Source organism: Agrobacterium sp. M50-1 (genome assembly GCF_049843495.1).
GTDB lineage: Bacteria > Pseudomonadota > Alphaproteobacteria > Rhizobiales > Rhizobiaceae > Agrobacterium > Agrobacterium radiobacter.
Map to the genome: position 1 here is coordinate 196302 of NZ_JBBHZH010000002.1, position 24091 is coordinate 220392.

Here is a 24091-nt window from a genome sequence, read left to right on the forward strand (position 1 = left end):
TGGACCGGGCGGCGGGTTATTGCACCCTTGAATCCCACCAGGTCTGTTTCTGATTTCCCGATATTGGCGTCATATCCGGGCGGTCGATATATTTCCAGCGCGCAACCCATTGGGCGCCGATGTAATAGAGCGGAATGATATAATGGCCGGCCACCAGAAGGCGGTCATAGGCGCGCACGGCGGCCTGGAAATCTTCCGTCGAGCGCGCCTGCAGCAGCGCTTCGATCATCCGGTCAATATCGGGATTGGCGGCGCCGGCATAGTTGAAGCTGCCCTGCGCATCGCGTGAGAGCGAACTCCAGCGGTTGAGCTGCTCCATGCCCGGCGAAAGCGACGACGGCAGGGAGCGGATGATCATGTCGTAATCAAAGCTGTTCGAGCGGGCCTGATATTGCCCGTCATCAACCGAGCGGATGCCCATGGCGACGCCGATCAGATTGAGCGAGCGCTGATAGGCAAGCGCGATGCGCTCCTGAGCGGGGTTCTGCGTCATGATCTCGAAGGCGAGCTGGCGGCCGCTGGCATCGGACATCCTGCCGTTTTTGATGCTGTATCCGGCCTCTTTCAGCTTGTCGACGGCCATTTTGAGGACCTTGCGGTCCGCACCGGTGGCGTCGGTGGTCGGCAAGGCATAGGTGCCGGCCAGTAGCTGCGGAGGCATGGTCTTAGCCGCGTCGCCGAGCAGCGCCAGCTCGCGTTCGTCCGCGGCATTGCCATAGGCGCCGAGCGGTGAATTCTGCCAGTAACTCTGTGTGCGCTTGAAGGAGCCGCCGAGAATGTTTCTGTTCATCCACTCGAAATCGAACGCGTAGGTAAGGCCTTCGCGCACCTTCTCGTCGGCGAAGACGGCGCGGCGGGTGTTGAAGACGAGACCGAACATGCCTGTCGGCAGACGCGGCTGGAAGACGTCCTTGACGATATCGCCACGATGGACGGCGGGGAAATTGTAAGCCTGTCCCCAATGGGAGGTGTCGGAGGTGCCGTTGATGGCGTCGCCTTCGGGATAGATGTCGATATCGCCCTTCTTGAAGGCCTCGAACATGGTGGTGACCTGCAGGAAATAGGTCACGCTGATCTCGTCGTAATTGTCGAAGCCGACCTTGCCCGGAATGTCCTTGCCCCAATAGTCCGGATTGCGCTCCCAGATGATTCGTTCGCCCGGCCGCAGGGTTTTGATTCGGTATGGACCCGAGCCGACGACTGCGCCGAGGCCGGCCTGTTCGAATTTTTCCGGATCGATCGCATGTTTTGGCAGGATCGGGGTGGAGGAGGCGAGAATGAGCGGCGTTTCGCGGTTGGCCTTGTCGTTGAAGGTGAAACGCACGCTGCGATCGCCGATCTTTTCCAGCTTCGCCACCCCGTCCAGGCGGCTGTTGAAGGGCGGGCGGCCTTTTTCCTTCAGAAGATTGAAGGTGAAGATAACGTCATCTGCGGTCACCGGCTCGCCGTCGGACCATTTTGCCTTCGGATTGATGTTGAACTGGACGAAGCTGCGCTCCTCATCCCACTCCACTGTTTCGGCTAGCAGGCCGTAAAGGCTGAAAGGCTCGTCGCTGGAACGCAGCATCAGGGGTTCGTAGAGCAGATTGCCGAATTCCGGGTCCCAGACACCGCGCGCGGTGGTGCGCATTCCCTTGAGAACGAAGGGATTGAGGCTGTCGAAGGTGCCGACGACGCCATAGGAAATGCGGCCGCCTTTCTTCACATCCGGATTGACATAAGGAAGATGCCTGAAGTCTGCGGGAAGCTCCGGCGTGCCGTGCATGGAAATGCCGTGCAGCGGCTGCGCGAGAGCGTTCCCGGTGGGAAGCAGGGATGATCCCAAAAGGAACAATGCGGGGATGAGGGCCGCAAGGTTGCGCATGTCACTGTCCTGTCTCAACTGTCCGTCCGATGTGCGTCACGACCGTTTATCATCATGATTCTGGCAGATATGTAGCACACGGACATGGTGCGACCCATCCAGGCGCGGGAAATCTTGGGTCAGCTCAAGAAAAAGTTAAAGAAGTGCTGGATATCGCCGCGATCGGCATGTAACAGGGTGGCCGGAAGAGACGGGTCACGCATTTGCCTCATTTAAACGACAGTTGAACGGGCAGAAGGATACCGCCATCGACGAACAGGGCCTTAACGGTTCTGTTCTGGCAGACATTCAGGAGACGGAACTCTTATGATGCAAAAGGCAAACACATTCACCCGGACGGCTCTGTCCGCTCTGGTCCTCTCTCTGGGCGCGGTTTCCGCTCCGGCCATCTCGCAGGCACAGGATGCTGCTCCCGCCGCTCAGGGCGCTGGCGCTCCGCCGCTCGGCTGGTTCAAGACCTGCTCCAAGCAGGAAGACAACGATGTCTGCGTTGTGCAGAACGTGGTTCTCGCCCAGAACGGCCAGATGATCACCGCTGTCGGCCTCATCACTGTTGAAGGCAAGGTCAACCGCAAGCTGCTGCAGGTTTCCGTTCCGACCGCGCGTCTCATTCCTCCTGGTGTGATGATGCAGATCGACGGCGGCAAGGGTCAGAAGCTCGATTACGCCGTATGCCTTCCCGACAAGTGCACGGCCGAAGTTCCGCTGACGGACGCCATGATCGCTTCCCTGAAGAAGGGTAGCGAGGTGGTCTTCACCTCCATCAACTTCCGCCGCGCGCCGAACCCCATCAAGATCGCTCTCTCCGGCTTCACCGGCGCCTTTGACGGCCCGGCGATCACCCAGTCGCAGCTGGCCGAAAGCCAGCGCAGCCTGCAGGAAGGCATGCAGAAGAAGGCTGAAGAGGCTCGCAAGAAGCTGGAAGCCGCTCAGGATGCCGCCAAGGGCGCTCCGAAGCCCTGATTGCAGCGTAAGCGCTAAAAACAGAAAACCGGTCTGGCGACAGACCGGTTTTTTTATGCCGTTTTTACGCCCCTGGGAGGGTGGGGAGATGCCTGGCGGGCGTCAATGCGCCGTTGACATTTTCGGACGCCACTCACCGTTAGGCGCCTTGTCGAAGATGCGGCCGATATTGGGGTTTCGGAGCGGCGTCTCGTTTTCGTCGTGGACGAGGTTCTGCTCGGAAACATAGGCGACATACTCCGTCTCCTCGTTTTCGGCCAGAAGATGATAGAAGGGCTGGTCGCGATCCGGCCTGATTTCCGCAGGGATGGCGTTCCACCATTCCTCGGTATTGGCATATTCCGGGTCCACGTCGATGACCACACCGCGGAACGGAAACACCTTGTGGCGGACGATCTCGCCAAGCGTGAATTTTGCGTCTCTTTGTTTCATGGCATGAACTTCCTTTCCCACTAATAGTTGGGTGCGGAACGCAAAATATCAAGGGCTAGGGGGTATCCCGCCTCTTTCTGGCTATATGGGCTCAGCCACGGCGGCCGAGCGGTGCTGTGGCGATGATGACGCCGCCGGTGACCAGCACGATGCCGATCGCGTGGTAGGTCTCGAAGGTCTCCCCCAGAAACAGCGTGGCCATGAGGATCGAGACGGGCGGCATCATGTAAAGCGTGACGCCTGCCGTGGCGGGACCGAAGACCCGCACCGTGTGGGTGAAGCAATAAAAGGCCAATAGCGAGGCGAACAGGATGATGCCGCCGATCTTGGCCCATGCCATTGGCGTGGCGGGCAGCATGCCGCCCTGCGCCAGTTCCAGCGCCGCCGGCGGCAGAAGCACCAGCGCACCGGAGAGCGCGATCAGGCCAAAAAGGCTGAAGGACGCCATCTGCCGCGCCGCCGGTTCGCGCAGCAGCAGCGAATAGACGGCAAAGGCGATGGCCGCCGTCAGTATGGCGAAATCGCCGATGTTGAAGTTCATGTGCCGGAGAGCTGCGATATCGCCCTTGAGCACGATGGCCGCCACGCCGGCAAAGGCGATGACCATGCCCGCCACTTCGAGCTTTCTGATGGGGCGGCCCTGAAAGATGCGCTGGAACAGGATGATGAACAACGACGAAGTCGTGTAGATGAGCGTGCCGTTGGCGGCCGTGGTCATTGTGAGGCCCCAATAAACAACGCCGCCGCAGATGCCCATGCCGAGAACGCCGAGAACGAGCCAGAGCAACGTTTTCCGGCGCAGGAAAGCGATGCAGTTGCGCCAGTCGGCGATCATGAACGGCGCGATGATGAGTGTCGAGCCCATCCAGCGGATGAAGGCGGCGATGAAGGGCGAGACTTCGCCGACGACGCCACGGCCGAAAATGACATTGCTGGAGAAAAAGAACGGCACCGCCAGAAAGATGAGCCAGTCCGTGAGGCGTGTTTGCTGAGTGGCTGGCTTGATTGACATTCTTCGCGACATGGCTGGTCTTCAAAAGAAAACGGCGGCTTTCCGGGGAAAACCGCCGAGATGGATCGAGCGCCCCGGAGAGCGCTCGAAAGGCCGATCAGGCCGAGTAGTACATGTCGAATTCGACCGGATGCGGGGTCATTTCGAAACGCATGACTTCCTGCATCTTCAGCTCGATGAACGAGTCGATCTGGTCGTCATCGAACACGCCGCCGGCGGTCAGGAACTTGCGATCCTTGTCGAGGCTTTCAAGCGCTTCACGCAGCGAACCGCAGACGGTCGGGATCTTCTTCAGTTCCTTTGCAGGAAGGTCGTAGAGGTCCTTGTCCATCGGCTTGCCGGGGTGAATCTTGTTCTTGATGCCGTCGAGGCCGGCCATCAGCATGGCCGCAAAACCGAGATAGGGGTTCTGGGTCGGGTCCGGGAAGCGGACTTCGACGCGCTTTGCCTTCGGGTTGGAGCCGAAGGGAATGCGGCAGGATGCGGAACGGTTGCGCGCGGAGTAGGCGAGCAGAACCGGCGCTTCATAACCCGGCACCAGACGCTTGTAGGAGTTGGTGGTGGGGTTGGTGAAGGCGTTGATGGCCTTGGCGTGCTTGATGATGCCGCCGATGTAATAGAGGCAGTTTTCAGAAAGGCCGGCATATTCGTCGCCAGCAAAGGTCGGCTTGCCGCCCTTCCAGATAGACTGGTGAACGTGCATGCCCGAGCCGTTGTCGCCGAAGATCGGCTTCGGCATGAAGGTTGCCGTCTTGCCATAGGCATTGGCGACCTGATGCACAACGTACTTGTAGATCTGCATCTTGTCGGCGCTGGATACCAGCGTGTCGAACTTCACGCCCAGCTCGTGCTGTGCGGCAGCCACTTCGTGGTGGTGCTTTTCAACAACGACGCCCATTTCGGCCAGAACCGTCAGCATTTCGGAGCGCATGTCCTGCAGGCTGTCGATCGGCGGAACGGGGAAATAACCGCCCTTGACGCGCGGACGGTGGCCGAGGTTGCCGGTTTCATAATCCGTGTCGTCGTTGGACGGCAGCTCGGACGAGTCAAGCTTGAAGCCGGTGTTGTAGGGGTCTGCCTTGTACTTGACGTCGTCGAAGACGAAAAATTCGGGCTCGGGGCCGACGAAGACGGTGTCGCCGATGCCCGAGGCCTTGAGGTAGGCTTCGGCCTTCTTGGCGGTGCCGCGCGGGTCGCGGTTATAGGCTTCGCCCGAGACCGGGTCGAGAATGTCGCAAAGGACGACCAGGGTGGACTGGGCGAAGAACGGGTCGATATGGGCGGTGGCCGGATCGGGCATCAGCACCATGTCGGACTCGTTGATGGCCTTCCAGCCGGCGATCGAGGAGCCGTCGAACATGACGCCATCGGCGAACATGTCTTCGTCCACACAGACAACATCCATGGTGACGTGCTGCAGCTTGCCCTTGGGGTCGGTAAAGCGCAGGTCCACGAACTTGATGTCGTTATCCTTGATCTGCTTCAAGATATCGTTTGCGGTCGTCATTTAAACGTTTTCCTTGAGTGTGATGATGACGAGGTGAAAACCCAAGCCTCCCCGGCTCGGGACGTTCTTGATTATATGGCGTCCACGCCTGTTTCACCGGTACGGATGCGGATGACTTCCTCGATATTGGAAACGAAAATCTTTCCGTCGCCGATACGTCCGGTCTGCGCCGCATTGCGGATCGCCTCGATGACGGCTTCCGCGTTTTCGTCCGCCAGTACGACTTCGACTTTCACTTTCGGCAAAAAGTCCACGACGTACTCTGCACCGCGGTAGAGTTCCGTGTGGCCCTTCTGACGACCAAAGCCTTTTGCTTCCGTGACCGTGATGCCCTGAAGTCCGACTTCCTGAAGGGCTTCCTTCACTTCATCGAGCTTGAAAGGCTTAATGATCGCTTCGATCTTTTTCATGAGAAAATATCTCTCCGCTTCTCCCGTTAAAGCAGGTTATTCCCGCTCTGCCACAAGAATGCACGTATTGTGCCAGATCGGAAGCGGGCTTGAAGAAAAAACTTCGATCCCCCGGCCTTCCGACACAAAATGCATTCGGTTTTGGCGGTTTTCCAGCCAATTTTTCTCGGGAACCTGAAAAATCCATCAGCATTTCTGCCAATTCTTATTATTTTAGATGGTTCGAATATTTGAGAATGCGTGAGTGTGATGAAGTTGGTTTGTTTATATTTTATGCATTTGATTATTATTTGGACTTGGCTATCTGCTTATTTTTGTATCGATTGCCTTTCCGGCGTTTTGAAGGGATGATTGAGGCATGACATCCCTCTCTCAGCTCTCCCTTTTTGACCCGGCTATTATGGCCAGCATCGATGCGGCGGCCGGTCAATCCGGCATTCCGCTTTATGATCTGATGGAGCGGGCGGGGCAGGCGGTTGCCGCCTCAGCGCTTCGCCACTATCCGCAGGCCCTGCGTTTCGTCGTGCTCTGCGGCGGCGGCAACAATGGCGGTGATGGTTACGTGGCGGCGCGGGCGCTTGTGGAAAGCGGCGCGGTCGTTGTGGTCTATCATCTCGGTGATGCCGGCGCGCTCAGGGGTGATGCGCGGATGGCTTTCGAGCGCAGCGGGGTGGCGCCGTTGCCGCTTGGCGACTACGCGCCTCTTGCCGGCGACGTGGTGATCGACGCGGTCTTCGGGGCAGGACTGTCCCGCGATATTCCTCGGGAGCTTGCACGGATAATCGAGGCGGTGACCAATGCGAAGGCCTCGGTTCTCGCCGTCGATCTGCCCTCCGGTCTCTGCGGCCGGCGGGGCGTGCCGCTTGGCGCCTCGTTCACGGCCGAACGGACGGTGACCTTCATGGCGCGCAAGCCCGGCCATCTGCTGATGCCGGGGCGGGAGCTTTGCGGGGCGCTCGAGGTGTTCGATATCGGTATTCCCTCCCGCATCCTCACCGATCACGCAGGCGCGGTTGCGGAAAACCATCCGCTGGTCTGGCGTGACGCCTTGCCCGCGAGCGATATCGAGACGCATAAATTCCGCCGCGGCCATCTGACCGTCTTTTCCGGCCCGGCCCATGCGACGGGTGCAAGCCGCATGACGGCGCTCGCGGCGCTGAAGGCAGGGGCGGGTATCGTCACTGTCGCCGCTCCGAGGCGGGCGCTCGACGTGCTGTCCGTGACGCTGACGGCCGTGATGAATGCGCCGATGGACGATGCTGATGATCTGCGGCTCTGGCTGGACGACCGGCGTCATGGAGCCTTCGTTCTCGGTCCCGGTTTCGGCGATCTGGAAAAGGCGCGGCAATTCGTGTCCCTGCTTGGAGACAGGGCGGCCGTGCTGGATGCCGATGCGATCACGGCTTTCAAGGATTATGCGGAGACCTTGTTCGAGCGCGTCACTTCAGGCGCGGGAAAATTCGTGCTGACGCCGCATGAGGGCGAGTTTGCGCGTTTGTTTCCCGATCTTGCCGCCGACGGGACGCTGAGCAAGATCGAGAAGGCGCAGGCCGCCTCGGCGCGCAGCGGCGCTGTGCTGGTCTATAAAGGCGCAGACACGGTGATTGCCGCGCCTGATGGCCGGGCGCTGGTCAACACCAATGCGCCGGCGAGCCTTGCGACGGCCGGATCAGGTGATGTGCTGGCCGGTATCATCGGTGCGCTGCTGGCGCAGGGAGCCCCAGCCTTCGAAGCGGCTGCGGCCGGTGTCTGGCTGCATGGGCAGGCGGGCCACAGGGCGGGTGACGGCATGACGGCGGAAGACCTTGCCCATGCGGTTCGGCCGTTTGGGTGAGTTGGTCTGATTATGTTCGCTGTTTGCTGGCCGCTGACAGATCCGGTGGTTTGGCACAGTTCCACCATCCCCACTCCGTCCACATAAGTCCGGCATGACGGAGGTCGCATTTCAGGCGCTAATGCCAGCACTCAATGCGCGGCTTTGCCCTGGCCCGCCATTGCCATTCGCGAGGCGCTGATCAAGAGTTTGCGTTCGGCACGCTCCTGCTGCGGGGTGCGATTGTAGATTTCGCGATAACACTTGGAAAAATGCGAAGCCGAGACGAAACCGCAGGCGACGGCGACCTCGACCACCGGCATGGCAGACTGCACCAGCAGGTGGCGGGCGCGGTCGAGACGGATTTCAAGGTAATAGCGGGCGGGTGAACGGCCCATTTCCTGGCGGAAGAGGCGCTCCACCTGCCGGCGGGACAGATCGGCGGCGTCGGCGATATCAAGCAGCGACAGCGGTTCGGCAAGATTGCCTTCCATCAATTCGATGATCGACAGGACCTTGCTGTTCTGGACGCCGAGGCGGGCCCGCAGAGGCAGGCGCTGGCGGTCGTTCGGGCTGCGCACCCGGTCGGTCAATTGCTGTTCGCAGACGCGGTTGACGAGGTTTTCGCCGAAATCCTGACCGATCAGGCTCAGCATCATGTCCAGCGAGGCCGTGCCGCCGGCGCAGGTGTAGATATTGCTGTCGACTTCAAAGAGGTCGGCATAGACTTCCACCTGGGGGAAGGCTTCGGAAAAGCCGGGCAGGTTTTCCCAGTGGATCGCGCAGCGCTTGCCGTTGAGGAGGCCAGCCTGTGCCAGGATATGGGCGGCGGTGCAGAGGCTGCCGATGGCGATGCCGCGATTATAGGCTTCGCGCAGCCAGGCGTTGACGGACTTGTTGATGTGTTGATCCACATCGATGCCGGAACAGATGATCGCCATCTCAGGGCGGTTTTCGCCGCTGACGTATCGCCGCTCGTCGGCAAGACAGGTATCGGCCTCAAGACAGATGCCGCTTGACGACATGACCTTCTGGCCGTCGAGGGAGGCAAGGCGCCATTCATAGGCCTGATAGCCCAACATTCGGTTGGCGATGCGAAGCGTTTCAACCGCTGCGGCGAATGGCAGCAAGGTAAATTGCGGAATGAGAAAAAAGACGATTGAGCGTTTCTTCTGGGAGTTTCTGCTCATTTGCCCGTGCTCCGTTGCGAATACGCAATTCCTCCCTTGGAATTGGTCTTCTGGATGTCCTGATTACGACATCTTTAACGAAAAATACGCCTCGGATTCGGAGCTGTCAAAAAATAGCTTTTGAAATATGCAAATTTCGCGACAAGCCTTTAAAAAAGGCGATGTGTCGCATGCAAAACAGGCAGGCTGTTTTGCGCCTCCGTCCTGCCGTTCGGGCGCGGGCAGGGATGGCTCGCAAAACGCGCAATGTTTGCGAGCCATCGGTTGGACATCATTTGCGGATGGTGTGTATGCGAGTGGTGTCGGTGGTCGGCCATCCGATATCCTTCAATGTTTCAGGCGGCAAAGCCTCCAGTGCGCGGAGCATCCTGGCGCGACGCCATTCTGCGTAACGGGCGGAAACCTGGTTGGACAGGCGATGGAGCCAGCCAATGGATGAAGGACGGTGCGGAGAACGGTTCGTCACCGGGAGATAATGTATCATGGTCATGTCTTGATCCTTTCGTGAACCACGATCCTGTTTGCGACTTGGGTATGCGCTTGCATGTTGCATCAAACAAGAGAATGAATTTTATGTCATTCATCAGTTTTTGGAATGAATTGCCGGCAAAGCCTGCGGGGAAAATTCCAATCCGCGAGATCGTCAGCGCTTCATTCCGACGAGGCTCAATTCGCCGCGTCAATCGATGTCCCGGATGGTGCGCGCTTGTTGACATTCAATCAAACGAAATGATATCCATCTATAAATCAAAATATTTGAAGGTGCGTGCCATGACCGTGACTTTCCGCCAACCGCTGCCGTTGCTGGATAACGACATATTGAGAACCTTCGTCGCCATTGCGGAAACGGGAAATTTTTCCACCGCCGCTGAAGTGGTGTTCAGAACGCCTTCCGCCGTTTCCATGCAGATCAAGAAGCTTGAGGAGCAGTTGAAGACGACGCTGTTCCTGCGCGATGCCCGTTCGGTTACATTGACGGCGCATGGGGAGACGCTGCTGACCTATGCGCGGCGGATGATTGCGCTCTCCAACGAGGCGGTGTCGCGTTTCGTCATGCCGGAGCTTTCAGGCGTCGTCCGGCTCGGCGCGCCGGAGGATATTGGCGAGCGCGGCCTGCTGCCGGGCATTCTCAAGCGTTTTGCCGAGGCTTTCCCCGGCATCATGATCGACGTCACCATCGATTCCAGTTCCAATCTCTACAAGCGCATGGACGAGCAGCGGCTCGATCTCGCCCTCGTCAACTGTGCCTCGCATCCGCTGCGCGACACCGGTGAGGTGCTGATGCGCGAACGTCTTGTCTGGGCAGGCGCGAAATGCGGCACGGCCTATCTGCGTGATCCGCTGCCGATCTCCATCTGGGAGGAAGGCTGCATCTGGCGTTCGGAAGCGATCAATTCGCTGGAGCGGCGCGGGCGCAATTTCCGCGTGGCCTATCTCAGCGGCCATACCATGGCGCAGCGCGCGGCGATTGCCGCCGATCTCGCGATTGCACCGCTGCCGCGATCCTATGTGCTGAACGACATGGTCATTCTGGGCGACAAGGAAGGTCTGCCGGAACTCGGCTCTTTCGATATTCGCCTGATCATGGGCGACAAGGCGTCGCGCCCTGTTCTTGCCGTGGCTGAAAGCATTCGAAACGCTTTTGTCGAGGTTGCCAAGGCGGCCTGAGGTCCTGATAGTGCGCGGCGGCCGTGGCCCGTCGCGCTGTCAGGATGGCTGCTTCAGCCCGCCATCGAATCCTGTGATGCCGAACGGTCTGCGCCGCCGGTTTGCCAGCTTCCACGCTTGACCAGCCAGTCGGCCGAATTCTGCAATCCGCCAAAGGGAAAGACGTGAATCTGCCGGATCGGCCCCTGCGGATTGGCCTGCCAGTGCCGTTCGATCGGCCCGACGATGCTTTCCGGCGAATGCCCCTTCGCCAGCGTCGTCAGGGAAAGCGCGTTTTTCTTGAGATAGGCAATGGAATTGCCGACGCCGCAGAGCGCGGCATATTTCAAGAGCGTCGTGATCTTGGCCGGGCCGGAAACGCCGATATGCACCGGCAAATCGATGCCTGACGCCGTTAGACCTTCCGCCCAGGCGATGAAACGCGCGGGATCGAAACCGAATTGCGTGACGATGCGCATTTCAGCATCGCTTCTTTCTGCAAAATCACGTTTCAGCCTGAGTGCGGCCATCGCCGTGTCGTCGTTGAAATCCGGGCTGCCTTCGGGGTGGCCGGCGATGGCGATCCGCCTTATTCCGCAACGGTCGAAAATGCCTGATGACAGCATGTCCATGCTGGATGCGAAGGGACCGGCCGGCCGGTCGACACCGCCGCCGACAACCAGAACATCCGTAACACCCGCTTCTCCGGCAAGCCGTCTCACCTGTTCCTCAAACCCCGTGCGGGAGGGTATGCGCCGCGCTGCAAGATGCGGCACTGGCTCATAACCGAGGTCGCGCAAATGTCCTGCGGCATCAACGAGCTTTTCCTGCGAGGCGGCTCCGGTGTCGGTAAGATAGACGCGGACACCCCGCGGAAAGAGACCGTCAAGGTCGGTTACGCCAAGCACCTGCGCGGGCGAGGCTTCGATGGAGGCGGGAATGATGGAAGCGGCGGAAATATCGGGCAATTTGTGCATGATCCTTTTTATTATCATGCACCGATTTTTCGGCGAAGTCTGTGCCTGTTGCGGCAAGACAGGCTTGCATCTGCGACGAAGCTCACCCGGTTCCCTGACCGCGGTTTCACCAGATCCGTTTCGTCAGGCCGTTCCACAGCCAGGTCCAGATGGTCGGCGGAAAACGCAGCACCGATTTGCCGGGTGAGGGCGGCTGCGGGGCGAGGCTGCCGGAAAGCGCGTCCTCGATGGCGCTGACGGCGATATCCACCGAAGCGGCGGTCAAAAGCAGCGGATAGGTGGCGATCGTGTCGGAAGGCGATGGTTTCAGCCGCTTCTCGTAGAGTGTGGCGCCGGTATCCACGCCTTTGTCGACCAGATGCACGGTCGCGCCGAAATTGCCGCGGTCCTTTTCGACCAGCGCCCAGTAACCGCCCATCTGCCCGCGATAGGCGGGGTTGATGCCGGCGTGGAAATTGATGACCGGGCATTGCAGGGCCTGCAGCGTGGCGGGTCTCAGCAGACGGCACGAAATGGTAAAGATCGCCGCCGGTTGCAGCAGATTGGCGGCCTTGCGGCATTCCTCATCGTTGAGCGAGGCGAATTGCGTAACGGGAAGACTGTGGTGGAGATCGGGAGAAAGGCCGTGTTCGGCGATGATCTCGTTGCTTCTGCGAACCGTGAAGCGTTTGCCGAGCCGTGAGGCGATCATCGTCGCCATCTGGCCCGCAGCGACAATCCAGCCGAGCAGTCGCGCGCGTCGCCTGAGAATGACCGACTTGCTTTCCGGCTGCTCCATGAAGACGTGGATATCGGGAAATCGGGCAGCCAGCGCATTGATCATGACATTGGGGTTCACGCCGCCCGCCGTCATCACCAGAAGCCGATTGTTGATGTCAGTCATATCACCCACGGGATTTTCCTAAGCCATGATCCAGCTGCCGAGTGTCGCTCGTGAACTTTCAAAACCATGTTAATTTTCATCGACGGGATTTTTTGAGATGCCGCTGGAACCGTTTTTTGGGACTCACGTTATTGTGACGCATATCACATTGGCGCTTGCCTTTGGACGGCAAGTCATAGGGGAGTAGTTTCACATGATCACACGCATTCTCTCGACCGTTTTCGTGGCTTTGCTGACTGTCGTCACCCTCAGCTCCTGCGGTAATACCATTCGCGGCATGGGCCGGGATACGGCAAACGCCGTTGATGCGACGCAGGATGCCGGACGCAACGTGGACCGCGCAGCGCGTCGTTAATCAAGGCTCCCCTCCCAGAAAGGCGTTACCCTAAAACCCGGGTGACGCCTTTTCTTTGACCGAATTTCCCTGCGAATGTTCGCCTGACGAGAATCAAAGGGGCGGGCATGATTTCATCGATGAAGAAACTGGCAAAGGCGCTGCTGCCGTTGTTGTTGCCATTCTCCGCGCAGGCCGGTGGGCAGCCGGATTTCTGCAAGGCCATCGACCATGCGGGCGGGCGCTACACCGTCTGCAGTTTCGATCCGGCAAGGAACGCCATCCGCATTTATGACCGCGACCATGTCTCCGGGCAGGGATACCGCAGTTTCGCCGACCTGTCGTCGGCCTTGTGGCGGCACCACATGTTCAGCATCTTCGCCATGAATGGCGGCATGTATCATTCCGACTATTCGCCTGTTGGCCTTTACATTGAAAATGGGGTGGAGCGATCGCCGCTCAGCACCCGGGGCGGCTGGGGCAATTTTCACCTTTTGCCAAATGGCGTCTTTTATCTGAAGGGTGCAAAGGCTGGCGTGCTGGAAACCGCAGCCTATCTGGCGGCTGATCCGAAACCCGATTTCGCCACCCAGTCCGGGCCGATGCTGGTGATCGAGGGCAAGCTGCATCCGCGCTTCCTGCCCGATAGCGACAGCCTGAAGCGTCGCAACGGCGTCGGCGTCTCCCGCAACGGCATGGTGCATTTCGCCATTTCGGAAAATACCGTGCGCTTTTACGATTTCGCCACGCTGTTCAGGGACGTGCTGGATGCGCCAAATGCGCTCTATCTCGACGGCACCATATCCAGCGTCGATATTCCCGCGATGAAAAGGCGGGACTCGCTGTTTCCTATGGGGCCGATCATCGCCGTTGTCGATCGCGTGCCGGATTAGCCGGAAAGATCAGATAGGCGCCTTGGGATAGGCTTTTTCGAGACCTGCCGATGCCGTCAGCCCCTTGCGGAAGGCGAGATAGGCGGGGTGCTGGCTCGCTCTTGCGGTTTCCGTGATGCGGATCTGCAACCGGGCAGGGGCATTGCCGCCAAGCCATTCGCCGGTCGTTTCCAGTTTCAGGCTGTTCAGGAAGCGGGCATTGGTCTGCTGGTCGAGATAAAGATTGAGGCCAGCCAGCAGGTTTTCGTCCTGCAGGGCGTTTTCCATCAACAGCAGCACCCATGCCTTGTCCTCGCTCGTCAGCGAAGTGAGCTTCGATGCGACCGTTTCGCGGTCGGGAAAAGAGGATGCCTGCTGCATGGGGTGACTCGCATCGTTGCCGTTGCCATCGTCGATAAAGCAGCACTGGCGGCCTTTCAAGGCGTGACGCTTCAGCGGAAGAAATTCGACTGTAACGTGTTCGGCCGCGAGGGTTTTCAACAGGTGTTTGTAGGAAAGCTTTAAATAACGGTTACACTTTAGCCTAAATTGCGGCGAAGCCCGAAACGGCGTCTTTTTGCGTGCTGCGCTAACATCTTGTTTTTTCACATACCTATGCGCGGGGCGAATGGCAGACCATCGAAAACGCCTTCATTTAGCCGCTTTTTGCATTTGTGTTCGCCGCCGGATTTTAATAAATGCTTGCCTCAACGGGCCGGGTCTTGAAGATCCCCCGGAGAGTGAATAGCTGGAGTAATCATGGAAGAAACCGCTCAGAAATCCTGCTGGGGCGTCACCTTGCGCGCACTTGCAGGCTTTGCCGCTTTTCTCGCATTGACGTACATTTTTGGCAGCCCATAAGCATCTCTCCTGAATGACGGGTTTTGAAACGGCGCGGTTTTCCTCTGGAAACCGTGCTGTTTTCGTTTCTGGGACGCTGATGTCGCAGCTGCGCAAACCGCTGACGCTCTTTTGTGGCGATCCGTTTCGGCTTTGGATATGATGATGCAGGAATCCATTCTTATTCAAGGCGAACTTCATGTTTCTTTCGGTCTTTGACGTCTTCAAGATCGGTATCGGTCCTTCGAGCTCCCACACGATGGGGCCGATGACGGCTGCAAACCGCTTCCTGGCGCTGATCCTCAGCGATGAGTGGCCGCGGCCGGCGGGTGCAGCCGTTGCGCAGCTGAAGGTCAGCCTGCATGGCTCTCTCGCCTTTACCGGCATTGGCCACGGCACCGGCCGTGCCGTCATTCTCGGCCTCACCGGCGAGCGGCCGGATCTTGTCGATCCCGATGCGATGGACGCCATTATCGATGCGGTGGAGAAGGCCGGCACGGTAACGCCGCCCGGCCATCCGTCCTACGAGTTTCGGCCCGCAGAAGATCTGATCTTCGACAAGAAGAACCCGCTGCCCGGCCATGCCAACGGCATGATCTTCTCCGCCTTCGACAATCAGGGCAGGCTGCTCATCAAGCGCATCTATTATTCCGTCGGCGGCGGTTTCGTCGTGACCGATACGGAACTTGAGGCGATCAAGCAGCGCGGCAAGACCATCGATAATGGTCCGCGCGTGCCTTATCCCTTCGGGACGGCGCGGGAAATGCTTGAGATGGCGGCCCGTTCCGGCCGCACCATCGCCCAGATGAAGCGCGCCAATGAAGAGACGGTGGTTTCCCGCGAGGAGCTGAACGAGCGCCTCGACCATATCTGGGAAGCCATGAACGGCTGCATTGAGCGCGGTCTGAAAGTGGACGGCATCATGCCTGGCGGCCTGAAGGTGCGCCGCCGCGCCCGCTCCATTTACGAGAAGCTGAATGCGGAATGGCGCAGCAACCGGCTGAACCCTGTCATGGCCAATGACTGGCTGAGCGTTTACGCCATGGCCGTTAACGAGGAAAACGCCGCCGGCGGCCGCGTGGTGACCGCGCCGACCAATGGTGCGGCAGGTGTCGTTCCGGCGACCGTCAGATATTTCCGGCACTTCCATGAGGATGCCAGCATCGATGATGTGCGCGACTTTTTGCTGACGGCGGCCGCCATCGGCGGCATCATCAAGCACAATGCCTCGATTTCAGGCGCGGAAGTGGGCTGTCAGGGCGAGGTGGGCTCGGCTTCCGCCATGGCGGCGGCGGGCCTTGCCGCAGTCATGGGCGGATCGCCGGAGCAGGTGGAAAATGCCGCCGAGATCGCGCTCGAACATCATCTCGGCATGACATGCGATCCGATTGCCGGGCTTGTGCAGGTGCCGTGCATCGAACGTAACGCCATGGGCGCGGTGAAAGCGGTGACGGCGGCCTCGCTGGCGCTGAAGGGCGACGGCCAGCATTTCGTGCCGCTCGATGCCTGTATCGAGACCATGCGCCAGACCGGCAACGACATGAGCGAGAAATACAAGGAAACCTCCACCGGCGGCCTTGCCGTGAACGTTGTGGAGTGCTGAGCGGGCAGGGCGTCAGGCAGGGTTGCCATGCTTGACGCCCGCTGCAAAAAGGCATTGATAGAACCATGCCTCTACATCTCATCAAACTTTGCGTCGGCGCGGATTCAATCCAGGACTTGAGAGACTGGGTCGCGCATCGCGCGCTGACCGCAATTGCCGCAGGCCTTGAGCCGCACAGCGTTCACACCACCCGGATGATCCCGAAACGTGTCGAGGAATTGCTCGAGGGCGGTTCGCTCTACTGGGTCATCAAGGGACAGGTACAGGCGCGGCAGAAACTTCTCGATATCCGCTCCTTCAAGGGCGAAGACGGTATTTCCCGCTGCGATCTCATTCTCGGCCCCGAAGTCATCGAAACCTCACCTGCGCCAAAACGCCCGTTTCAGGGCTGGCGTTACCTGAAGGACGATGAAGCGCCACGCGATCTCGGCGGCGGCGCGGGCGGCGAGGATATGCCTTCCGATCTCCGGCGGGAACTGGCCGAGCTCGGTCTGCTCTGACGCCTGACGGATGAAAACGAAAAAAGCCGGCCCCTTCTCGGGAGCCGGCTTTTTTCGTTTGGGGAGACGGGTCGCTTGTTGGTTCAGTTGATGCCGCCGACCGCAGTGGTGGCGCGACCATCCTGAATTTTTACCCAGCGGCCGGGATTGGCGGTGTCCTGGCGCTTCAGGTAGGTGTATTCGGTTTCCGACCAGTTCATGACCTTGTTGCGCATGTTGTCGAGAACGAAATCGCCACGATCGGTGCGGACGGTCAGAACGGCATGGCCTTCGCCATTCGGCTGCAGAACAACGGTGATCAAGAGGTTGGAGGCGGAGAAGCCCTTGTTCATCAGCATCTTGCGCTTCAGAAGCACGAAGTCTTCGCAATCGCCCACCGTGGTCGGATAGGCCCAGCGCTCTTCGACGCCATAGATTTCCATGTCGGTCATCGGCGTGATGGTGGTGTTGACGGTGTAGTTGACGTCGAGCATCGTCTTCCAGCGCTCTTCGGTCAGTTTCATCGGGCTGTTGTCCAGCGATGTCGGCTGGCATTCGCTCTGATAGGTCTGGCAGAATTCATAGTGGCCGATCGGCGGATTGGCCTTGCCGATGACGCGCATGACGGCGGCCGGCGAAGCGCTTGCCTGATGCGCGAAGGCGCTGACGATGAATGCGATCAGAGTGAAAACGAAACGGTTGTTCTTGTTCATTGCTTGTCTCCCCGTGTTGAGAAGACATTCGCAGGTATATTTTGACCCGGCGGAAATTTGCGAAGCGCAATTTGAGCTTAAATTTCAGCAAATTAGCGGTTGTTTTGAACTGTATTCGAATTAGTTTTTATGCGTGTTTGAAGCAAATTTTATTACAATTTTACGCATCTCACCCTTAGGTTTTTGGTAGCCATTTAGGCCCCTGTATTGAAAGCGATTTTCGGCGCGGAGATATTTGAGGAGCCCTGTGCAGCCAGTTGGCGGAGCGTATCACAGGCACGGATTTCCCGTTTTGGGATGGCTGTTTCAGGCTGGGACAGGCCGGAAAAAGCGGCAAAAAAACTTCAAAAAAACTGCATTTTTTCTGGAAAAATGTTTTGCAGGGCGCTTTTTCGTGCCGTGGACAGGGCGAGACATGTTCTACCGCGCTTATTTTTTACCGACTATGGTGGACCGATCTGCCGCACAGCTGTCGCTGATAATCACCTCTTCCGACCGGTACGCCGAGTATGCGCGCAGGATGTCGCGCGGTCAGGGCATGAAAATGGAAGTTCGGCAGCGAGAAGTGGAAAATAAGGCGCTGGAAGCCATAAGCGGCTTTTGAACCCGATACGGCCCGCGAAGGGCGGAGCATGGATATGCTGCCAAACCGTGGTCCGGGAATCTTCTCAATCATGCGGCTGGGGTGAGCGCAAAGCACGCCAACCGCCGCACCTATTCTTGCGGACGTAAAACCTGCCGTATTCAGTGGAACGTTCTAGAGAAATTCAATCAGTGCGTCGGGCGACTGGACGCGGTCGAATTCGACGGCGACGCCTTCCATGAAATGGCGCACGATCTTGCCGCTCATGTTTTTGCCGAGCTGGACCCGGCTTCCGAGCGGCGGCCGGTTTTCGATCTCGATTGCGGCGCCCGACAGGGAAAGGTCGATCAGCCTGCAGGCAACGAGCACGCCGTCTTCCAGAACAAGCTGGGCTCTCGCGTTGCGCGGCGTCAGGCGGTCGTGGCGGCGATCTTCCGGCAGGCCGAGCAATTGACGCTTGGCGATCCATGCCAGCTGGGCGGCGAGTTTTTCCCGCTTGCGCTCCGGCGCGTTGATGGCGATGAGGAAGCCCGATGCGGTGAGCGATGTCACCGTGCCTTCGATCCGGCCGATATGCTGGAGATAGGCGATGACGCGGTCTCCGTGGCGGGCAATGCCCGAGCAGGTAAACTGCGCTCTTTCGGCGGTCATCTCGGTCGCGGTGCAATCATATTCTTCATGGTCGGGCAACATCAGGCGGCCGGTGAAGGACACGCGGACGGCGTCGTCAAGATGAGCTTCCTCAACCGGACGCAGGATTTGGGCGGTGTTGACCGAACGAGACGAAAACATGAGCAGCGCAATTGTGATGAACGATGATGGTAAGTTTCTACCTTGCGCGAGTTAACAGACTGTATTGTTTAATCTCTACAATTTTTCTGATCGGCAATATCGTTACAGTTCTGACCTATTTTTTTGAGATTTCGATGCTGCCGCACCTTTTCCAGACCCGGGTGGGAGCGGTGAAACAGGTCGGTCAGCAGCTTTCGGCGCGCAGCGTATCCGTGGGATATTCTGCCGGCGCGATGTCCAGGCGCAGCAGGCGGCTGCTTTTCATTGACAGATGCTGGATGGGCGCGGCGAATTCGTGTCGCGGCCGCTCCGGAAGCAACGCCCCGAGCAACCGCGGCGCGGCGTTGGGATCCGTGTGCAGCGGCAGGAGCAGCATTTCATATGCCTGCGGTGCGGCGCCATGGCTGTCCTCCGCCTCCAGATCGAAGACCACGGGCAACTGGTGGTGCAGGATGCCGCGCGCGACGCGGCAGGGGAAAACGGCATTTGCCGGATGCCACAGTTCCGAAAACGGGCGATCCCGCAGCTCGCGGCCGAACAGGTCGCAGAGACGTGTGCCGGCAAGGCGGAAGAACGGGGTGTTCTCTCCCTTGTCAGTGAGGATGAAAAGATCGCCGAGGTGATGTTTCAGCTTTGCGGGATCGATGTCCTCGCGTCGAGGGGCCGATCGCTTGCCGCGCAGTTCATCCCAATAGGCATATATGTCCAGTCCGGCCATGCTCTTCATAGCATCTCTCCATGTTCGTTTTTGGGACATCATGTCCATCCGAACGTCTGTATCCGGAGGTGTAGCGAATTTCGTGCCAACTGGATTTGTTAAGGTTAACAAAGGGTTGATATTGAATGGCGACAATGGTCGTGGCATCGGTGCGGCCATGTCGGGGAAAGCTCCGTCAGCACAATTCGATGGCGCCGCCCGTTATTTTACGGCGGGCCCACAAGCCGGACCATCCCTGGCCCGGCGTCTTGACCGATTGCGGTTTGGGCGTCGCGCGCTTCAAAGGCGGGACGGCTTTTTTTTCGTTCGGGCTTCCTATATTGCTCGGGGAACGCAAAATTCGACCAAGACAGGGATGGGATCATGTCCTACGGGGACGGCGAACAGCCGCCGGTTTCGGAAACGCCGGAGCCGAAAGACGACACGAACGATCCCGTCTTCAACCTGCCATCGCTGCTGGTCGGCATCCTGGCCGCGCTGATCGTCGCCTATGTCGTTCCCGCCTATCTTCTTTCGGAGGAAGGCAATGGCTGGTTCATCTTCACCTTCGGCTTCATTCCGCTGCGCTATGCGGTGCCGTTTTCCCAGCAGGGGCTGGAATGGCTCTGGACGCCGGTGACCTATTCTTTCCTGCATGGCGGCATCGAGCACATTCTCTTTAACGGATTGTGGCTGATGGCCTTCGGCGCGCCGGTTCTGCGCCGGATCGGAACAGTGCGCTTCGTGCTGTTATGGTGCATTTCCGCCGCCGTTTCCGCCTTCGGTCATGCGGCGCTGAACTGGGGCGATGTGACGGTGCTGATCGGCGCGTCGGGTGTCGTTTCGGCGCTGATGGGGGCGGCCTGCCGCTTCGCTTTCCCGGCGCGTGGCGGATATAGCGCCTCCTTCGGCCATCTGATGCCGCGGCAGAGCATTCTTGGGGCGCTTTCCAACCGCACCGTGCTGATCTTCACGCTGATGTGGCTGTTCGGCAATGTGCTGATTGCGGTCGGCGTGCCGCTGTTCGGCGATGTCGGCGGTGAAATCGCCTGGGATGCCCATGTCTTCGGCTTTCTGCTCGGCTTCCTGTTCTTCGGGCTTTTCGATCGACGACTGGCCTGAGCCGATCACGCTCCTTGTCGGCCGTGGCGCAAATTTGCTTTCGCGCGTCCCATCCGGGATTGCATTCATGCGGACCTCAGCGCACCATATCCCATGATTTGCAACCGCCGGGGGAGACTGCGGCGCTGCGTATCGCTGAAAAGAGGAGGAAGGCATGCCAACATTCGTAAAGGATCTTCTCGACCGCAAGGGCCGGGACGTCGTGACTGTCGGTCCGGAGGTCAGCATCGGTGAAGCGGCGGCAACGCTCAATGCGCATAAGATCGGTTCCGTCGTCGTGACCGACGCCGATGGTGTCGTTCTCGGCATCTTCACGGAACGCGATCTGGTGAAGATCGTGGCGGGCCAGGGCGCCGCTTCCCTCCAGCAATCCGTTTCGGTGGCCATGACCAAGAATGTCATTCGCTGTCATCACAATTCCACCACCGATGAGCTGATGGAAATCATGACGGGCGGACGTTTCAGGCATGTTCCTGTTGAAGAAAACGGCCGTCTTGCCGGCATCATCTCCATCGGTGACGTGGTGAAGGCGCGGATTGGCGAGATCGAAGCCGAAGCGGAGCACATCAAGGCCTATATTGCCGGTTGATCTTGCGTCCCGGCGTCAGATGGCTGGAAAAGGTTCAATCTCGGGCCGGGACGCACGCATCGCCCTTGGTAACAAGTCGCCATTGAAGAAAGTCGGCTATTTTTGCCGATATTTCCACGTAGAAGTCTTGCGTCTCATAGTCAGAGCAGACAATTTCAACCCGATTGAACTGTGAAATGAATTTGCCGCTGCTGGACCAGTTGCCATCGGCCTCTTCTTTCACAATGACGATGTCGATCCAGGGCTGACTTTCCGCCGACGTAAAGGTGACATCGTTTTTCCGTTTGAGCTCAGGCTGTCCCTCCAGAAATCCGATCAATCGATTCGTGTCGCAAGATATGTTTTTGTCGGTCGGGGGCAGGACCGAGATATACCAATACATAGTCTCACCATATCTGGGCTTTGGAGACGCTTTTAAAAGCAGGGTATTAGCGCCGGAACGCCTGCTGCATGCGCTCAAGCTCCGGAATACGGGAGCGCGTTTCCTCATATCCCCGGTCGATGGCTTCGCTGGCGCGATGGAATTCCGAGAGGCCGATATGGTTGATGCGGGGATGAAGCATCAGATCGGGCGGGTCGCCCGCCAGACGCGAGCGCGAAATCCGGTCCTGAATGATGTTGAAGGCCTGCACCATGACGCCCGGCAGGCCGGGACGCGGCGCCGTTTCCACCGGCGGTGTGCCGCCGCCATGCGGTGAGGCCGCGTGCTTGACCACGGCGGAACGGCCAAACAGATCGTAGTTGAGGTTCACGGCGACGACCAGCGCCTGCTCATAGGCGCGGCAGACGGACACCGGCACGGGATTGACGAGCGCGCCGTCAATCAGCGTGCGGCCGTTGCATTGCACGGGTTCGAAAATGCCGGGCAGGGCATAGGATGAACGCAGCGCGGTGACGAGATCGCCCTGATGGATCCACACTTCGTGGCCTGTGCGCAGCTCCGTGGCGACGGCGATGAAGGGATGGTCGAGGTTTTCGACGCGCAGGCCTTCCAGATGCTCCTGCATGCGCTTGGTCAGCCGCATGCCGCCAAAAAGACCGCCCCCGCCGATCGTCAAATCGAGCAGGCCGGCAATGCGGCGCATCGTCAGCGAGCGGGCGAATTCCTCCAGCTCATCGAGCTTGCCGGCGAGATAACAACCGCCCACCAGCGCTCCGATGGACGTGCCGGCGATCATGCCGATCTTCACGCCAGCCTCGTCCAGCGCCCGCAGGACGCCGATATGGGCCCAGCCGCGGGCCGCGCCGCCGCCAAGGGCGAGCGCTATGCGGTGTTTGTCGACGATCTGGGTGACGGGCGGCTCATTGCCGGTGGCTTCGGGATTTCCAGCCGCAAGATGATTGTGACGATTTCCCCATCCCAACATGACCGCACTCCCTGCCAATTCTGTAAGGCTCCGCCCTTGTCCCCGGAGCCCGCTATATTGGTAGCAAATTGGTGCGGCCGATGGAAGGTGGCCGTTTATTTGTCCGAATAGGTCGTGGACGGATCGAAATGGCGGATGTCGTCGGTGATCTTTGTCACAGCATCACCATTGGAAAGCTCGACGGTGCGATAAAAGCACGAGCGGCGGCCGGTATGGCAGGTCGCATCATGGCCGGCGACGGAGACCTTCAGCCACACGGCGTCCTGATCGCAATCGGTGCGGAATTCCTTCACCGTCTGCAGGTTGCCCGATGTTTCGCCCTTCTTCCAGATCTTGTCGCGTGAACGGCTGTAATAGTGGGCGATGCCGGTCTCCAGCGTCAGCGACAGGGCTTGCGCATTCATATGGGCGACCATCAGCAATTCGCCGTCGCGTGCATCGGTAACCACGGCGGTGACGAGACCGTGGGCATCGAATTTTGGCGAAAAGAGACCTGCGTTTTCGAGCACTTCCTTGTCCGCAGGCGCGGACGGAAACGAAATGGACATGGTTACCCCGGGAGAAAAGCGGAAGGTTTCAGAGCGGCGGGGAAAATGAGATCACTCCGCCACTCCAAATTTGTCTGAGCATCGGGATTTTTTTGAAGCCCGCGCTACACTTTCCGGTCCGATGCCTAGCGGTTGCGCACCATGGTCATGAAACGGACCTGCTCGGCCGGATCGTTCTTGAACGTGCCGGTGAAGCTGGTGGTCAGCGTCGTGGATCCCTGCTTGTTTACGCCGCGCATGGACATGCACATATGTTCGGCGTCGATCATGACGGCCACGCCGCGCGGTTTCAGCGTTTCTTCGATCGATCTTGCGATCTGCGCTGTCATGTTTTCCTGCGTCTGCAGGCGGCGGCCGAAGATTTCGACGACACGGGCGATCTTCGACAGGCCAAGCACGCGGCCGGCCGGAAGATAGGCCACATGCGCCTTGCCGACGATCGGCACCATGTGGTGCTCGCAATGGGAGAAGAAGGGGATGTCGCGCACCAGCACCACATCGTCATAACCGCCGACTTCCTCGAAGGTCGTGCCGAGCACGTCCTGAACGTTCAGCTCATAACCGGCAAAAAGCTCGCGATAGGCCTTGGCGACGCGCTTCGGCGTATCCAGAAGTCCTTCGCGGGCGGGATTTTCTCCTGCCCAGCGCAAAAGAACGCGCACTGCTTCTTCCGCTTCGGCCTGGCTTGGGCGAGCTTCTGCCACGTCGGGTTTTGCGCCAGCGCCGGGGAAATTCTTCACGATCGCATCCATTCCGTCTCTCCCGATGCGGGTAAAGGCCGCACCTGAATTCGTTTTTCATCGCGAACTCTTGTTCGCAGTTGCTGCTATCTGGTTGTTTTACAGCATTTTGGC

At 59.1% G+C, this 24091-nt stretch carries 29 protein-coding genes; 10 read left to right on the plus strand and 19 right to left on the minus strand.

The window, feature by feature from the left end; all coding sequences use genetic code 11:
- Positions 1 to 16: 16 nt before the first annotated feature.
- Positions 17 to 1864, minus strand: a complete 1848-nt coding sequence (locus WDZ78_RS05045; RefSeq protein ID WP_425672474.1) for an extracellular solute-binding protein — start codon at positions 1862 to 1864, stop codon at positions 17 to 19.
- Between the two features lie 306 nt (positions 1865 to 2170).
- Here WDZ78_RS05045 and WDZ78_RS05050 point away from each other — a divergent pair, with 306 nt between their 5' ends.
- Complete coding sequence (locus tag WDZ78_RS05050; RefSeq protein WP_003508037.1) at positions 2171 to 2827, plus strand: invasion associated locus B family protein; 657 nt, start codon at positions 2171 to 2173, stop codon at positions 2825 to 2827.
- Positions 2828 to 2929: 102 nt separating this feature from the next.
- On the opposite strand, the gene hspQ is transcribed toward WDZ78_RS05050, so the two are convergent.
- From hspQ to WDZ78_RS05070, 4 genes are all read right to left on the minus strand, one after another.
- On the minus strand, positions 2930 to 3259 hold the full coding sequence (hspQ, locus tag WDZ78_RS05055) for a heat shock protein HspQ (RefSeq protein WP_003508038.1): 330 nt from the start codon (positions 3257 to 3259) through the stop codon (positions 2930 to 2932).
- A 91-nt stretch (positions 3260 to 3350) separates the two neighbouring features.
- Positions 3351 to 4271 carry a DMT family transporter gene (locus WDZ78_RS05060; protein ID WP_020012789.1) on the minus strand — a complete coding sequence of 307 codons (921 nt, stop codon included), beginning with the start codon at positions 4269 to 4271 and terminating at the stop codon, positions 3351 to 3353.
- Between the two features lie 97 nt (positions 4272 to 4368).
- The gene (gene glnA / locus WDZ78_RS05065) at positions 4369 to 5778 is read right to left on the minus strand and encodes a type I glutamate--ammonia ligase (RefSeq protein ID WP_003508040.1); all 1410 of its coding nucleotides are present in this window, start codon (positions 5776 to 5778) and stop codon (positions 4369 to 4371) included.
- Positions 5779 to 5849: 71 nt separating this feature from the next.
- Complete coding sequence (locus tag WDZ78_RS05070) at positions 5850 to 6188, minus strand: P-II family nitrogen regulator (protein ID WP_003508042.1); 339 nt, start codon at positions 6186 to 6188, stop codon at positions 5850 to 5852.
- Positions 6189 to 6277: 89 nt separating this feature from the next.
- Here WDZ78_RS05070 and WDZ78_RS05075 point away from each other — a divergent pair, with 89 nt between their 5' ends.
- Both WDZ78_RS05075 and WDZ78_RS05080 read left to right on the plus strand, forming a co-directional pair.
- Entirely contained in the window at positions 6278 to 6550 is a 273-nt protein-coding gene (locus WDZ78_RS05075; RefSeq protein WP_243016602.1) for a hypothetical protein, read from the plus strand.
- Positions 6547 to 8022, plus strand: coding sequence for an NAD(P)H-hydrate dehydratase (locus WDZ78_RS05080; protein WP_425672475.1), 1476 nt, complete (start codon positions 6547 to 6549; stop codon positions 8020 to 8022). The genes WDZ78_RS05075 and WDZ78_RS05080 overlap by 4 nt, the downstream gene beginning before the upstream one ends.
- Positions 8023 to 8153: 131 nt before the next feature.
- Here WDZ78_RS05080 and WDZ78_RS05085 read toward each other — a convergent pair whose 3' ends face one another.
- Positions 8154 to 9191, minus strand: a complete 1038-nt coding sequence (locus tag WDZ78_RS05085; protein ID WP_020012787.1) for a GlxA family transcriptional regulator — start codon at positions 9189 to 9191, stop codon at positions 8154 to 8156.
- A 271-nt stretch (positions 9192 to 9462) separates the two neighbouring features.
- The gene (locus tag WDZ78_RS05090) at positions 9463 to 9681 is read right to left on the minus strand and encodes a DUF1127 domain-containing protein (protein WP_020012786.1); all 219 of its coding nucleotides are present in this window, start codon (positions 9679 to 9681) and stop codon (positions 9463 to 9465) included.
- Between the two features lie 239 nt (positions 9682 to 9920).
- On the opposite strand from WDZ78_RS05090, the gene WDZ78_RS05095 reads away from it, so the two are divergent.
- The gene (locus WDZ78_RS05095) at positions 9921 to 10859 is read left to right on the plus strand and encodes a LysR family transcriptional regulator (protein WP_003508046.1); all 939 of its coding nucleotides are present in this window, start codon (positions 9921 to 9923) and stop codon (positions 10857 to 10859) included.
- A gap of 53 nt (positions 10860 to 10912) precedes the next feature.
- Here the strand turns inward: WDZ78_RS05095 and WDZ78_RS05100 are convergent, their stop codons facing one another.
- Both WDZ78_RS05100 and WDZ78_RS05105 read right to left on the minus strand, forming a co-directional pair.
- Positions 10913 to 11833, minus strand: a complete 921-nt coding sequence (locus WDZ78_RS05100) for a methylenetetrahydrofolate reductase (RefSeq protein ID WP_425672476.1) — start codon at positions 11831 to 11833, stop codon at positions 10913 to 10915.
- Between the two features lie 88 nt (positions 11834 to 11921).
- Entirely contained in the window at positions 11922 to 12698 is a 777-nt protein-coding gene (locus WDZ78_RS05105) for a formyl transferase (protein ID WP_425672697.1), read from the minus strand.
- Between the two features lie 193 nt (positions 12699 to 12891).
- On the opposite strand from WDZ78_RS05105, the gene WDZ78_RS05110 reads away from it, so the two are divergent.
- Together WDZ78_RS05110 and WDZ78_RS05115 are read left to right on the plus strand one after the other, a co-directional pair.
- Positions 12892 to 13053 (plus strand): entericidin A/B family lipoprotein, encoded by a 162-nt coding sequence (locus WDZ78_RS05110; RefSeq protein ID WP_003495552.1) that lies wholly within the window; start codon positions 12892 to 12894, stop codon positions 13051 to 13053.
- A 107-nt stretch (positions 13054 to 13160) separates the two neighbouring features.
- Positions 13161 to 13925 carry a phosphodiester glycosidase family protein gene (locus WDZ78_RS05115; RefSeq protein ID WP_425672477.1) on the plus strand — a complete coding sequence of 255 codons (765 nt, stop codon included), beginning with the start codon at positions 13161 to 13163 and terminating at the stop codon, positions 13923 to 13925.
- Between the two features lie 9 nt (positions 13926 to 13934).
- Here WDZ78_RS05115 and WDZ78_RS05120 read toward each other — a convergent pair whose 3' ends face one another.
- Both WDZ78_RS05120 and WDZ78_RS05125 read right to left on the minus strand, forming a co-directional pair.
- Entirely contained in the window at positions 13935 to 14285 is a 351-nt protein-coding gene (locus tag WDZ78_RS05120; RefSeq protein ID WP_425672698.1) for a hypothetical protein, read from the minus strand.
- A 270-nt stretch (positions 14286 to 14555) separates the two neighbouring features.
- Positions 14556 to 14945, minus strand: coding sequence for a hypothetical protein (locus tag WDZ78_RS05125; RefSeq protein ID WP_425672478.1), 390 nt, complete (start codon positions 14943 to 14945; stop codon positions 14556 to 14558).
- Between WDZ78_RS05125 and WDZ78_RS05130 the strand changes: the two genes are divergently transcribed.
- Positions 14944 to 16347 (plus strand): L-serine ammonia-lyase, encoded by a 1404-nt coding sequence (locus tag WDZ78_RS05130; protein WP_425672479.1) that lies wholly within the window; start codon positions 14944 to 14946, stop codon positions 16345 to 16347. The two genes, WDZ78_RS05125 and WDZ78_RS05130, sit on opposite strands and share 2 nt — an antisense overlap.
- 65 nt (positions 16348 to 16412) lie before the next feature.
- The gene (locus WDZ78_RS05135) at positions 16413 to 16847 is read left to right on the plus strand and encodes a DUF1489 family protein (protein ID WP_020012781.1); all 435 of its coding nucleotides are present in this window, start codon (positions 16413 to 16415) and stop codon (positions 16845 to 16847) included.
- A gap of 83 nt (positions 16848 to 16930) precedes the next feature.
- Here WDZ78_RS05135 and WDZ78_RS05140 read toward each other — a convergent pair whose 3' ends face one another.
- The 4 genes from WDZ78_RS05140 to WDZ78_RS05155 all read right to left on the minus strand — a co-directional run bounded on the left by WDZ78_RS05140 (position 16931) and on the right by WDZ78_RS05155 (position 19641).
- On the minus strand, positions 16931 to 17539 hold the full coding sequence (locus WDZ78_RS05140) for a transglutaminase-like cysteine peptidase (protein ID WP_425672480.1): 609 nt from the start codon (positions 17537 to 17539) through the stop codon (positions 16931 to 16933).
- Positions 17540 to 17975: 436 nt separating this feature from the next.
- Positions 17976 to 18215, minus strand: coding sequence for a DUF1993 family protein (locus WDZ78_RS05145; RefSeq protein ID WP_141097697.1), 240 nt, complete (start codon positions 18213 to 18215; stop codon positions 17976 to 17978).
- 81 nt (positions 18216 to 18296) lie between these two features.
- Positions 18297 to 18914 carry a PilZ domain-containing protein gene (locus tag WDZ78_RS05150; protein ID WP_003508056.1) on the minus strand — a complete coding sequence of 206 codons (618 nt, stop codon included), beginning with the start codon at positions 18912 to 18914 and terminating at the stop codon, positions 18297 to 18299.
- A 184-nt stretch (positions 18915 to 19098) separates the two neighbouring features.
- Complete coding sequence (locus WDZ78_RS05155; protein WP_425672481.1) at positions 19099 to 19641, minus strand: PAS domain-containing protein; 543 nt, start codon at positions 19639 to 19641, stop codon at positions 19099 to 19101.
- 354 nt (positions 19642 to 19995) lie between these two features.
- On the opposite strand from WDZ78_RS05155, the gene WDZ78_RS05160 reads away from it, so the two are divergent.
- Both WDZ78_RS05160 and WDZ78_RS05165 read left to right on the plus strand, forming a co-directional pair.
- A complete protein-coding gene (locus WDZ78_RS05160) occupies positions 19996 to 20733 on the plus strand; it encodes a rhomboid family intramembrane serine protease (protein ID WP_020012778.1) in 738 nt (245 codons plus the stop codon).
- 154 nt (positions 20734 to 20887) lie between these two features.
- Entirely contained in the window at positions 20888 to 21322 is a 435-nt protein-coding gene (locus tag WDZ78_RS05165) for a CBS domain-containing protein (protein WP_003508059.1), read from the plus strand.
- A 34-nt stretch (positions 21323 to 21356) separates the two neighbouring features.
- Here WDZ78_RS05165 and WDZ78_RS05170 read toward each other — a convergent pair whose 3' ends face one another.
- From WDZ78_RS05170 to folE, 4 genes are all read right to left on the minus strand, one after another.
- Positions 21357 to 21641 (minus strand): hypothetical protein, encoded by a 285-nt coding sequence (locus tag WDZ78_RS05170; protein ID WP_425672482.1) that lies wholly within the window; start codon positions 21639 to 21641, stop codon positions 21357 to 21359.
- A gap of 109 nt (positions 21642 to 21750) precedes the next feature.
- Positions 21751 to 22689, minus strand: a complete 939-nt coding sequence (locus WDZ78_RS05175; RefSeq protein WP_003508061.1) for a patatin-like phospholipase family protein — start codon at positions 22687 to 22689, stop codon at positions 21751 to 21753.
- 95 nt (positions 22690 to 22784) lie between these two features.
- Complete coding sequence (hisI, locus tag WDZ78_RS05180) at positions 22785 to 23237, minus strand: phosphoribosyl-AMP cyclohydrolase (protein WP_425672483.1); 453 nt, start codon at positions 23235 to 23237, stop codon at positions 22785 to 22787.
- Between the two features lie 125 nt (positions 23238 to 23362).
- Positions 23363 to 23989 carry a GTP cyclohydrolase I FolE gene (gene folE / locus WDZ78_RS05185; RefSeq protein ID WP_003495569.1) on the minus strand — a complete coding sequence of 209 codons (627 nt, stop codon included), beginning with the start codon at positions 23987 to 23989 and terminating at the stop codon, positions 23363 to 23365.
- Between the last annotated feature and the right edge of the window lie 102 nt (positions 23990 to 24091).